The organism is Sorangium sp. So ce321 (genome assembly GCF_051530195.1).
GTDB lineage: Bacteria > Myxococcota_A > Polyangia > Polyangiales > Polyangiaceae > Sorangium.
Genome location: NZ_CP150329.1, coordinates 1,104,139 through 1,116,459, shown reverse-complemented (window position 1 = coordinate 1,116,459; position 12,321 = coordinate 1,104,139). Strand labels below are relative to the sequence as shown.

4 protein-coding genes are annotated in these 12,321 nt (G+C 76.5%); all 4 read right to left on the bottom strand.

All coding sequences use genetic code 11. The annotated features are described in order from the left end of the window. Positions 1-40: 40 nt before the first annotated feature. The 4 genes from WME89_RS04280 to WME89_RS04265 all read right to left on the bottom strand — a co-directional run bounded on the left by WME89_RS04280 (position 41) and on the right by WME89_RS04265 (position 12,003). Positions 41-5,890 (bottom strand): hypothetical protein, encoded by a 5,850-nt coding sequence (locus WME89_RS04280; RefSeq protein ID WP_438007985.1) that lies wholly within the window; start codon positions 5,888-5,890, stop codon positions 41-43. After that, on the bottom strand, positions 5,887-10,626 hold the full coding sequence (locus tag WME89_RS04275; protein WP_438007984.1) for a hypothetical protein: 4,740 nt from the start codon (positions 10,624-10,626) through the stop codon (positions 5,887-5,889). The genes WME89_RS04280 and WME89_RS04275 overlap by 4 nt, the downstream gene beginning before the upstream one ends. Before the next feature lie 429 nt (positions 10,627-11,055). Further along, entirely contained in the window at positions 11,056-11,352 is a 297-nt protein-coding gene (locus WME89_RS04270; protein WP_437623700.1) for a polyhydroxyalkanoic acid system family protein, read from the bottom strand. 54 nt (positions 11,353-11,406) lie between these two features. Further along, complete coding sequence (locus WME89_RS04265; RefSeq protein WP_437623699.1) at positions 11,407-12,003, bottom strand: peptidylprolyl isomerase; 597 nt, start codon at positions 12,001-12,003, stop codon at positions 11,407-11,409. Positions 12,004-12,321: the final 318 nt, after the last annotated feature.

The following is a 12,321-nucleotide window of genomic DNA, read 5'->3' as shown; positions in this document are numbered from 1 at the left end:
CGCGCGACGACGAGCGCGAGGAGCGCCCGCGCCCCGTCGCTCACTCGTTGAACCCGAGCTGCTCCCGCGCCTCGGCCAGGCCGTCGCTCACGGCGAAGACGATGAGGTCGCGCGCCTCCGCGTTGCGCCCGATCCAGGTGATGCGGTCCTTGCCCGCGGCGGGCGGCGCGTTGGTGTGGCCGCCCGACCAGGCGATGCCCGTGAGCGCAATGTTGAGATCGCCTACCGCGAGGAAGGCGGCGCGGTTGCCCCAGCCGTTGATCGCCGTGTTGAGCGTCGAGGCGCGGTTGCCGATCGAGCCGATGACGTCGGCGGCGAGCACGCCCAGCTTCGGATCCGGACCGCCCGACATGGTCCGATCGATGCGGCCCTGGTACTCGCGGAGACGCGCGGCGTCCGCGCCCTGCGGCGACCACGACGGGGAGAACGCCTTCAGGTAGGCCGCGAGCAGCGGCCAGAGGTCGATCGGCGCCGTCCGCGAGAAGGCCGAGGCGTTGGTCTGGAGGATCTTGACGGCGCGGTGGATGAGGAAGAGCCGGACGTCCTCGCGCGGCGAGGCGACGAGCGACTGGCCGAGGACGATCTTCGGCGGGCTCGACGACGCCGGCACGCAGACGGTGCCGAGCGCGCCCGTCATGTAGACCTGGAGGCCGGGGAGGCCGTAGGCCGCGCCGATGCCGCGGGCCAGGTCGGTGATGTCGGCGTGCTGGGGCGGCAGCGGCGTCGCGCGGATCGAGTCGAGATCGAACGGCACCGCGGTGTCGAGCAGCGGGCCCGTCTTGAGCAGGAGCTCGCGGAACGCCGGGGTCATGAGCTCCGGCGCGAGGTGGTTGTCGAGGCGGGCCGCGCCGGCGGCGTTGCCCGCGCCGCCCATCGCGGCGTCGCGGCCGTCGAGCGCGGCGACCGTGGCGCGCGCGATCCGCGACGCGCCGGCGCGGCCGCGGAGCTCCGCGACCGTGGCGACCGTCGAGAAGAGGTACGGCTCGAAGCGGCCGGTGTTGAGCGCGCGGCGCGCGTCGGCGATGGCGCGATCGAGCAGGACGTTCGCCGCGGGGAGCTGCTCGGTGCGCTGGTAGAAGCGGGCCAGCGCGCCGAGCGCGAAGTCGTCCTTCGGCCACGTCTTGCGGGCCGTGAGCAGCGTGGACTCGGCCTTCTTCGCCTCCCCCATCGACTCGTAGATCTCGGCGAGCTCCGCGGTGCGGCGGCACTTCTCCTCGGGCGCCTCCGCGGCGCTGATGAGGAGGTTCTGCTGCTCCAGGGCGCGGGCGCCGTCGCCGGCGCGCTTGTAGAGCGCGACGAGGCGCTCGCGCGCGCTCACGTCGCCCGGCGAGCGCTTCAGGATCTCCTGGTAGGCGAGCTCGGCGCGCTCCGCGTTCGGGAGGTGCTCGTCGTAGAGCTCGCCGAGGCGGAGGTAGATCGCGACCTGCTTCGCGGGGTCGGGCACGAGGCGCGCGAGGCGGATCCACGCCTGCTCGGCGCCGGTCCAGTCGCCCTCGCCGGCGCAGACGTCGGCGAACGCGGACAGGGCCTCCACGTGATCGGGGTTCGCGTCGAGCGCGGCGGCGAGCGCCCGCTTGGCGGCCGCCGCGTCGCCGACGTCGGCGAGCGCCCGGCCGCGGAGGACCTCCATCTCGACGCGCTCGGCCGGATCGGTCACCGCGTCGAGGCGGCGCTCGAGCAAGGCGGCCAGCTCGGCGCGCGCCCCCTCGGCGATGTAGATCGCCTTGAGCCGCGAGAAGACGTCGGCGTACGACGGATCGACCGTCGCGACCGCCTCGAGGACGTCGCGGGCCCGCGCGGCGTTCTGGACCTTGTCCTGCCAGAGCACGGCCGCGGCGTAGAGGGAGTGCGCGCGCCCCTCGGAGCCGACGCTGGCACCCGCCGCGGACTCGAGCGCCGCGGCGGCGGCCGCCGCGTCGCCGCCGCGCTCGAGCGCGTCGGCGACGTCGAGGTGCGCGACGAGGTAGTGCGGGACGAGCGTGATCGCGTGCCGGAAGAAGGCGACAGCGTCCTCGATCGAGCCGGCGAGGAGCGCGTCCTTGGCGGCGCGCACCGAGAGGGCGGCGGCCTCGGACGGGCGATCGGTGCGCTCGATGAGCTGGCGATCCGCCTCGATCGCGAGGGCGTGGTCCGCCTTCGAGCGGGCGTGGGCGGCCATCTGGCGCAGCGCCCAGATGCCCCGCGGCTCGTTCCGGTACGCGATCTGCACCGGCTCGAACGTCTCCTCCCAGGGGAGCACGCGCATCCGCAGCCGCGCCGACAGGAGCGCGTGCGCGATGGCCTCCGGGCCGTCGAGGACGCGCGCGACCTCGACGGCGATCGGCTCGAGCTCCTCGTCGCGCCCCTCGCCGATGAGGTAGGAGGCGACCTTGCGGAGCGTCGGCAGGTGGTGCGGCGTCTCCTCCAGGATCGAGCGGCGCCAGAGCAAGGCGCTGCCGGCGTCCCTGCGCCCGAGCTCGTCGAGCTCCGCGAGGCGCTCGTAGACCTCGAGGCGCTCGGCCGCGTCCGCCGCCTCGCGGGCGCGCGGGATCAGCGCGTCGACGAGCTCGCCGGCGCCGTGGCCGCCGACGGCCGCGCGGTAGAGGGCGATCGGCGCGAGCGCCGCGTCGCCCGCGGCGATCGCCTGGCGAGCGCTCGCGGCGGCCTGCCCGAGATCGCCGGCGCGCTCGTACTCGAGGGCGGCCTCCAGCGCGAGGCGAGCGGCCTCGACGCCGGCCGCGGCGCGGTCGTCGCGCGCGCCGTCGCCGGAGGCGCGGTCTTCGCCCGCGTGGAGCGCGCGCAAGAGCTCGGTGGCGCGCTCGGCGCGCCAGCCGGCGCGGTCGGCCGGAGGCTCCGGCGCGAGCCGCTCGAAGAGCTCGCGCAGGCCGATGTCCTGCGGGCGCGAGCGGTGCGCCGCCTCGAGGAGCGACGCGGCCGCCGCGGGATCCGCCTCGGCGACGAGGAGCGCCTCGCGGACGAGGTCGTGGGCGCGCTCCAGCGGATCCGCCGCGCTCTCGCGGCGGATCTTGAGCCACTCGAGGAGGCCGTCGCGGTCCACCCGGGCGCGCGCGCTGCGCTCGCCGAGGTGGAGCGCGATGGGGAGCTTCGGGTCGATGCTCGCGGCGCGGGAGAGCAGGCGCTCGCCCTCCTCGTTGTCGCCGCCGTCGAGCAGGCGGATCGCGGCCTCGGTGACGAGCACCGCGGCGCGCGGCCCCTCCTCGAGCGTGAGCGCGTGCTCCGCGAGGATGCGCGCGGCGCCGACGCCGCTCTCCTGCGCGGCGCGGGCGCGCGCGGCGCCCTCGTGCTGCGGGTCCGCGGCGCGGGCGCGATCGAGGTCGCTCATCGCGGCCCGCTGATCGCCCGCGATCTCGGCGAGGACGGCGGCGGCGAGCGCGCTGTCGCGCTCGGACGCGACCTCGCGGAGCGCGGCGACGCTCCTGGCGACGCGGGCGCCGCGGTCGCCGTCGAGGTCGAGCTCGAGCGCGAGGGCCCGGAAGAGCGGGCTCTCGGGCGCGTTGTCGCCGTAGGTGAGCACCGCGCGAGAGAACGCGTCGCTCGCGTCGATGCCCTCGGCGGTGATGGCCTCGCGGGAGAGCGCGCGGCCGAGGACCGCGGCGGCGCGGGCGCTCGGGCCGCCGATGGCGCGCACGCCCGTCGGCGCGGGCGCCTCGTCTGACGGCGCCCTGTCGCTCGCGCTGGCGGGGTCGCTCAGCGCGGCGCTCGCGGCGGCGCAGAGCGGCGCGAAGTCCGGATCGCCGGCGAGGGTGTCGAACCACGGCTCTACCTCGGCCGCGGAGCCGCCGGCGAGCGCCGCGAGGACGACGTGATCGGCCGGCGAGAAGGCGCCGCCGGCCCCGCCGCCCTCGAGCGTGGCGGAGCGGGCAGCGGAGGCGTCGCCGAGCTCGATCGCCTGCGCCGCGAGGGCGCGGCGCGCCTGGCCGCCGTGCGAGCCGGACGTGACGCTGCGGAGCGCGTCGAGCGACGCCGGGCGGGTCTCCTTGCGCGCGGCGCCCAGCGCGGCGGTGAGCCAGGCGGCGGCGGGCGCGAGCGAGGTGCCGCGCAGGGGCTCGAGGCTCGCGAGGCCCTCGGCCACGTCGCCGGCGCGGAGCAGGGCGCGGGCGCGGAGGAGCGCCTCGTACGGGGTGGCCGGCGCGGCGCGCGCGCGGCGCGGGGCGCCGCGGTGCGCGGCGACCTGGGCGCACGCCGCGGCGAGCGGCGCGAGCTCGGGCGCGTCGGGGAGGCGGAACTTCGCGACCGTGGCGGAGGCCGCCGCGTCCGTGTCCGGCGCCGCGAGCGCCTCGCAGAAGCGCTGCACGTGCGCGCGCGGGTCGGCGGGGTGCGTCCGGGCCGCGAGCTCCAGGCGCTTGTGCGCGCCGTCGGGGTCGGCCAGCGAGACGCGGGAGAGCTCGGCGCCGAGCACCAGGTTGTGGCAGCGCGCGGCCGGCGTGCCGAGGATGCGGGTCTCGGCCTCGAGCGCGTCGAGCGCGGCGGGCAGGTCGCCCTCGCGCATGAGGAGCCCGCGGAGCTGCCGGTGCGCGAAGATGAGGCCCGGGGAGAGGTCGCGCGCCTCGGCGGCGACGGCGCGGGCGGTCGCGTCCTCTCCGGCCATCACGTAGAGCTCGGCGACGGGGAGGAGCGCGCGCGCCCGGGCCGCCGGGTCCTCGATGAGCTCCGCCTCGGCGCGGAGCCACGCCGCGCGCGCCGCCCAGACATCGCGCTGCTGCGACTGGACGAGGATCGCGCTCGCGTCCTGCTCGCCGGCGAACACGGACGCGGGCGGCGGGATCGAGGGCAGCGGCGGCAGGCTCTCGGGCGCCGGGGCGGACGGGACCGAGCGCGGCGCGTCGAACGCCGCGGAGCGCGGCGCGTCGAACGCCGCGGAGCGCGGCGCGTCGAACGCCGCGCGGACCGACGGCCTCCGGTCCGCGACGCGCGTCTGCGCGAGATCTTCGTCGGCGTCGGCGTCGACCGGATCGTGCAGCAGGCTGGACTCGTCCACGAGCTCGCCAGGGTCGCTCTCGATGGCGGCCTGACCCCAGAGATCGGTCGTGCGAGACGGCTCGCCGGCGTACGGCCGGGTCGTGGGGCCGGGCTCGTCGAGGGCCTTCGTCTCCTCGTCGTCGAAGCCCCGCGTGGCCTCGTCCTCGAAGCCGATCGTCGCCGCGACCCGGCGGCTGCTGACGACGCTGGGCGGCGCGAACTCGAACGGGGAGTCGCCGCCGTCGGGGATGGGCGTCGCGCGGTCGCCCGGCTCGGCGGTGTCCTCTTCGTGCACCTCCTCCACGCGCCTGGACGTCGGGGGAAGCGGCGGAGGCGCGGCGGCCGGGGGCTGGGGGCGCGGCGCCGCGGGCCTGGAGGACGCGGACGGCGACGGGATCTTCGGCGTGAGGTCGGCGCCGAGCGACGCCTTCACGTCGCCCGGCCTGCCCGAGCGGGGCGGGGCCGCAGGGCGGGGCAGCGACGGGGGCCGGGGCGGCGCGGGCGGCGCGAGCACCGCAGGCGGCGCGAGCGGCGGGGGCGGCGCGGCGGCGCGGCGCGCCCCGGGCAGCGCGGGCGCCGAGGTCACGACGCCGTCGTCGGGGTCGTCGGCGCGCTGGTCCTCGAAGAGCATGTCCATCAGCGCGTCGCTCTCCCCGGCGCTCTGCGCGGGCCTCGCGGGCACCGGCACCGGCTCGCGGGAGAACAGCTGCTTCAGGCCGCCTTCGCCGGAGCGCTCCCCTTCTTCGGCGGCGCGGATCGACTTGATGAGCTCGTCGGGGATCTTGGCGAGGAGCGTGGCCTCCTCGACGTCGGCGTCCGAGACCGCCGCGCCGTACATCGCCGGCGGCGGGACCGTGATCTTCTCCTGCGACGGGGTGCCCTCGTCGCCGCCGCTGCTGGAAGAGCTCTTGGACTGCGGATTCTTGCTCACCGGACCCCCATCCCGAGCTTCTTCCGAAGCTCGAGGTAGCTCTGCGACAGGACGAACGCGACCAGCTCGCGCGCCCGCTCGCTCTCGGTGACGACACCGCCGAGCTGCTCGCGCGGGGTGCTGAGGATGTCCGAGAGGACCAGCGAGACGTCGCCCGCGGCGATGACGGCCATGCGGTCGATGCTCCTGCGCGCCGCCTGCGCCCAGCGGTGCGGGTCCTGCTGGCTCGACACGATGCGCTGGCACACCTCGACGATCGCCTTCCGGGTCGCGCGCGGCATCTCCTTGTGGATGGCGCGCGAGACCTCGCCGAACACGGCGTAGGGGGGCTGCGGGACCGCGAGGCCCGACTCGATGCAAGCCGCCGCGACGAGCGAGGCGACGGTGTTGTCGTCCCGGGTCCGGAGCGACGAGATGCCCCGGCGCAGCGCGAACGCCTCGCGCGCGATCGCCGAGCGCGAGGCGGCGTCGAGCGGCGTCGTGATCTCGGGGCCGAGCACGAGCGCCGGCAGCTGGCCGTAGACGCCGGTCGCGCCGCGCGGGCTCGGGCCGCCGACGTAGAGCTCGAAGTCGGTCTCGAAGCTGAGCGCGCCCATCCACTCGGCGACCGCCACGCGCAGCGGGTGGCCGCCGCGCGAGTCGATGCGGTCCTTCTTGCCCACGCCGAGCGACACGAGCGAGGGGCCGAGCGCCATGCAGATCGTCTCGGCCATCTTCGCGAACAGCTCGCCGACGGGCCCGGTGTCGAGCGGATCGGCGATCTCGGCCATGGCCTTGGCGTCGAGGGCGATCTGAGGCCGCGCCGGGACGCGGGCGTCGATCTTCCTGAGCTCCGCAGAGATGCCGTCGTCGCTCCGGCCGAGCGCGACGAGCGCGCCCAGCGTGGCCTGCCGGAGCGCCGCGTCCTGCCCGGCGCCCGCGATCTTCGCGAGGAGCGCGACGCGGTCGGCGTCGACCGGGTTCGACGCGAGCGCCTGGATCAGCGTCGACTTGGCGCGGCCGAGCACGCGAGTGCGGAACGCGGGCTCGTAGTCGGTCGTGAGGACGAGATCGATGGCCTCGCCGTCGTCCGGCGCCTCCTCGAGGAGCTTCGCGGCCGCCTTCTCCGCGCGGCGCGGCGCGCGGAGCTGGTCGCGGTAGATGGCCATCGCGAGACGCGCCGCCTCGATCCGGCCCGCGGGGCTGTCGCGCTCGACCATGAGCTCCTCGAGCAGGCGCGTGGCCTCCTCCCAGGAGCCGACCCGAGCGGCGACCCGGACGAGGCGCTCGCGGACGGGGAGCGTCGACAGCCCGGCCCGGTGCAGGCCGATCAGCACGTCGAGCGCCTTGTCGTGCTCGCCCCGCTTCTCGTACACGTCGACCGCCGTGATCCCGGACATGAGCCGCTGCTCGCCCGGCGCCTTGGCGACGCGCGAGAGCTCGGCGTAGAAGGCCGCCGCCTGGCCGAGGTCGCCCTGCGCCTTCGAGATGTCGGCCGAGAGCGCCAGCGCGCCGATGTGATCCGGCTCGAGCAGCGTCACGTTCTCGAGCGCGGCGAGGGCGTCGTCGAGCTTGCCCTTCTTGCGGAGCACGCGCGCGCGCTCCCAGAACAGCTTGCAGATCTCGAGGTCGTTGTCCGCGACGCCGAGCCGCCGCTCGATGATGTCGAGCAGCCGGTCGTCCTCGTTGCGCGCGCGCACCCGGCGGAAGAGCCGGTCGAAGGCGACGCCGCGCCGCGGGTCGCGCGTGAAGGCGCGATCGAACGCGATCTCCGCGTCGTCGTGCGCGTCGGTGTGCTCGAGGAGCAGGAGCCCCGCGCCCTCCCAGAAATCGGCGCCGCGCGCGTCGTCCTTGCAGAGCGCGCCGAGCTGCGCCGAGGCGAGCGCCGTCGCGACGGGGTCGCGCAGCGCCTCCGACGTCGCGCGGACGCCCTCCCAGGCGGCGATGTCGTCCGGCCGCCGCTCGACGACCGTGCGGAACGAGGCGAGCGCCCGCTCGTGATCGCCGGCCGCGAAGTCCGACCAGCCCGCGAGGCCGAGCGCGGTGAGCTGCGCGTCCTCACCGAGCGCGTCGCCGAGCCCGTGCAGGGCCGCCGCGCGGCGCCGCGGATCGCAGCCGGGCAGCGCGAGCTCGAGGTTGGCGAGCTGCGCGGGCGCGTGCTCGCCCGAGAGGAACGGCCGCGGCAGGTTCGGCTGGTCGAGGGCGCCGACGATCGCCGCCGAGGCCTCCATCGCCGCCCGGGCCTCGCCCTCCATGTGCTGCGCGAGGGCGCTCCGCGCGGCGACCTCCGCCTCGCGGTCCTCGGCGCCGAGCGCCGCGCCGAGCCACTCGAGCTCGGCGTGCGGGCTCGGGTCGGCGGCGGCCCACGCCGCGGCGCGCGCCGCGGTGCGCGCGCGGTCCTGGTCCAGGGTGCGCGCGAGGCGGAAGCGCTCGGCGTGCGCGATGGACGCGGCGCCGTCGCCCCGCTCCTCGATGTAGTCGAGCGCGCGCTCGACGGCGCTCCGCTGCTCGAGGGCCGGCTGCCAGAGGAGCCGCCCGAGCGCAGCGGCCAGGGCGAGATCGTCGCTCGCCTGCGACTCGAGCGCCTCGAGCGTCGCGAGCGCCTCGTCCGGGTCGCCGCCCTCGGCGGCGCCGACCTCGAGGCCGAACCGCGACAGCGCGAGCGCCGCCGGATCCTCGCCCGCCTCGCCGGCGACCTCGAGGGCGCGGCGACGGCTCTGGAGGTCGTCGACCTCGTGGCCGCGGAGCGCCCAGGTGAGCACCGTCGCGCCCGCCCGCGGCGCCTTGCCGCGCGCCGCCTCGAGCTCGTCGACGGCGCGGCCGCGCTCGCCGGCGCGCCAGAGGAGGATGGCCGCCTCGATGTGCAGCGCCGCCGAGAGATCGGCGTCCTCGATCGCCGAGGCGCAGGTCGCGAGCGTCGCGGCCGCGGCCGTGGGGGTGCCGGCGCGCCGCTCCAGCTCGGCCAGGAACACCGCGACGACCTCGTCGGCCGCGGACTGCTCGAAGAGCGCGCGGAGTCGGCTCCGCGCGCGGTCGAGCTCACCGACGCGCGCGCTGCGCAGGGCCGCGACGAGCCAGAGGCCGCGGGCGGTCTCCTCGCCCTCGACCTCCGCGAGCGCCTCGATCACCATGGGCGAGCGCCGCTGGCCGGCGGCGCCGGGGTCGTCCCCGGGCTCGCGCCGGCTGCGGACGAGGTCGACCGCGAAGGCGCCGAGCGCCCGCCCGAGCCACGCGTTGGGCGCGGCTCCGCCGTCGTCCGACCCGGAGGCGGCGAGCTCGGCGAAGGCGCCCTCGGCGCCGTCCGCGTCGCCGCGCAGCAGGCGGCTCCGGCCGATCTCGAACCACAGGCTCGCCTTCTCGCCCGGGTCGACGCCGGTCGAGAGCAGCCGCTTCGTCGACTCCTCGTACCAGGCCGCGTCGCCGCGGAGCGCCGCGAACGACCGCCCGAACCGCGCGAGGAGGCCCGGGTGGACGCCGGCCATGCCGGCCTGCGACAGGGCCGCCTTCGCCGCGCCGACGTCGTCGGTCCGCACCGCCCAGACGTAAGCCGCGAGGAGCAGCGCGCGCCCGCGCGCGTCCTCGCTGCCGTACGACGCCGCCATCGTCTCCAACGAGGCAGCGAACGCGGACGGCTCCTGGCCGTCTCCGAGCAGGTCGATCTCCAGCGCGCGCGCCGGGATGCACTGCGGGTCGGCCGAGAGCGCGCTCCGGAGCGCCGCGAGCGCTGCCTCGCGATCGCTCGCCAGCGCGGCCGCCTCGGCGATGCGCAGCCACAGCGCCGCGGCGCCGGGCCCGCTCGCGCCGCGCGCGATCTCCTGCTTGGCCAGGCTGGCGGCGGCCTCCGCCTCGCCGGCGGCCTCGAGCGCGGCGATGCGCGCCCGCCCGAGCAGCGCCGACTGGGGCAGCCGCTCCGCGGCCCGCTCGAGGAGCGACGCGAAGCCGCCCGTCCCCGCCCGCTGCGTCAGCTCGGCGGCGCGGAGCCACGCGTCGGCCGCGTACTCCGGCTTGCGCATGTACCGCGGGACGCCGTTGGCCTCGCCGCTCGCCTCGTCGTCGAGCGCGTCGGCGATGAGCTCGGCCTGCCCCTCGAGGGCGCGCGCGAGCGCGCCGAGGTCCTCCTCGCGGCGCGCGATGGCCTCGAGCGCGAGCTGCGACCGGAAGCGCGCCCGGCCCTCCAGCGCCGCGGCCGCGTCGAGCAGCTCGTAGGCGCGCTCCACGTTCTCGGTGGCGGCCGCGAGGTCGGCGAGCTCGATGAAGAGCAGCCCCTTCCACGTCGCGTCGGTCGCGAGCTCGGCGCGGGCCTCGATCGCGCGCATCCGGCCGGGGAGGTCGCCCTCCTTGGCCGCGATGAGCTCGAGCTCGAGCCACGGCGTCGCGTCCTCCGGGTTGCTGAGCGCCGCCTCCTCGAGCGCCTCCTTGGCCGCCGCGAGGTTCTGCTCGTGGTCCTGCAGGTACGCGGCGCGCTCCCAGAACGCGCGCGCCCGCTCCTCGGGCGTGGCCGCGGCGCGCGTGAGCGCGTCGAGCAGCTTGCCGAGGTTCTTGATCGACTTGCGCCGGGTGAGGATGCGGACGAGCGCCTCGAGCGGCTCGCGGAACTGCGGGTCCGCGTTGAACGCGGCGAGGTAGTCGCGCGCGGCCGTGGGCTCCTCGCCCAGCGCCTCCTCGAGCGCGCCGAGCTCGTGCAACAGCAGCGCCTGGAGCTGTCGCTCCGGTTGGTCGCCTTGCTCCGCGCGGAGCCGCGCGATCAGGGCCGTCATGCTTTCCACCTGCCCTTCGGGTGCCTGGACCGTCATCTCGCCTGCGACGCCTCCGAAGGGGGTCTCATCTGTGCGCAACGCATGACGATGGCGGAGAGTAGCGAAACGAAGCGCGCGGAGTAAAGCTCGCCGGGCAGGGGGTGGGTCGCGCGGCGCCGCGCGCGCTCTGTCGAGGTGAGGCGAGGCGAGGCCGGCGCCGCGAGGCGCGGAGCGCGAGCGGCGCGCGCCCTCGCTCGCAGCGCGAGGCGCGGCGGGCGGGCGGCGCGAGGCGCTCGCGGGGTGGAGGTCGCTCGCTGGCGACGATGGGCGAGAACAATGAGGAAGGAGCGCGCGACGACGGCGCCGGCGAGCAGCGTGAGCCTCGCCGGTCGAGACGCCGGCCGCGCGAGGCGCCTGGCGCGCCCGGGACGCTGAGCCCGGCCGCCCTGATCAGGCCTTCTCGAGCACGGCCTCGAGCTTCTCGTTGACCTTCGACTCGATGGTGCCCTTCATCGCCCTCAGCAGTAACGGGAGATCGATCTCCACCTGCACCGCCGACGCCTCGACGCGCACGAGGCCCTTCGTCCCCTTGGCGGCGCCGCCAGGGGCCTCGAAGCGGATGAGATCGCCGTCCCACCGCCAGTGGAGGCCGAGCTTGTCCTCCATGCCCCGCGCGAGCACCTCCGCGCGCTTCCTGGCCTCTTCCTTGGTAAGCGAGTGCTGCCGGCGGATGTCGATCGTCGCCATACGGTTCTCCACGCTTCTCGCCCACGGCGACACGCCGCGCGCGGTACGCCTTATTTACTCGATCCGCCGCGTGATCCAAAAGCCGCGCGGCGTGTCGACCGGACCGCTCACGCCCCCCTTGGGGAGGCTGAAGAGCTCATACTCCGGCGCGGGCTCGAGCACACCACGCGGGATGAAGCCGAGATCGTCGGTCGACCCCTTGTCGCCCTTGTCGACCGCGGCCTTCCAGTCCGTCCTGGCGACCTCGGAGAGCTCCCTGGCGAGCGTCAGCGCGGCCTCCTTGGATCGCGCGGTGGGCGGCGCGCCCTGCGCTCCGCGGTACTGGACCAGCACCACGCCGAAGCGCACCTTCTTCGGCGCCTCGGTGGGCAGCCCGGGCGGCGCCTCCCCGGAGAGGAGCGTGACGCCCGCGTCGGAGCGCGTCGCTTGCTCCGGAGGGGCGACCTCCGGGAGGCCCTCGCCGCCGGCGTCCGTCCCCGCGTCGCCGTCGGCCGATGCCGTCGCGGCCGCGGGCGAGCCGGCGTCGGCGTCGGCGCCAGCGTCGGCGGGCGCGCTGGCCGCCCCGCGCCCCTTCGGGCCGCTGTTCGCGATGACGAACGCCACTGCGCCCGCAAAGAAGAGCGTGTAGATGACCGCCGTCGACCGCTGCATGGGCGGCAGCGCGTTAGCACAGGTGGAGGACGCTTGGCGAGGCCGCGTTGACGAAGCGCGCCGCATCGCGGACCTCGCGCCTCGCGCAGGCCGCCGCGCCGCCTGGCCTTGGCCGCTCCGGCGCGTCTGATGACGCGCTCCACGCCGGACGCGGGCACGGGGCATGCCCAATGCGCGGGACGCGCGGACCGACACACGGACGACGTGGTCGATTTGAGGAGGGTCCGTAGAAGAGGCGATCCAAGGACCACAAGCCCTGCTAGTAAGGAGAGCGGATGTCGGGGCATCCCGGCCTGTCGCAGGCCGAACGAGCGTGAA

Excerpts from the sequence above, each read along its gene's own strand:
- WME89_RS04275 (WP_438007984.1), bottom strand. The coding sequence starts at position 10,626 with ATGACGGCCCTGATCGCGCGGCTCCGCGCGGAGCAAGGCGACCAACCG.
- WME89_RS04270 (WP_437623700.1), bottom strand. The coding sequence starts at position 11,352 with ATGGCGACGATCGACATCCGCCGGCAGCACTCGCTTACCAAGGAAGAG.
- WME89_RS04265 (WP_437623699.1), bottom strand. The coding sequence starts at position 12,003 with ATGCAGCGGTCGACGGCGGTCATCTACACGCTCTTCTTTGCGGGCGCA.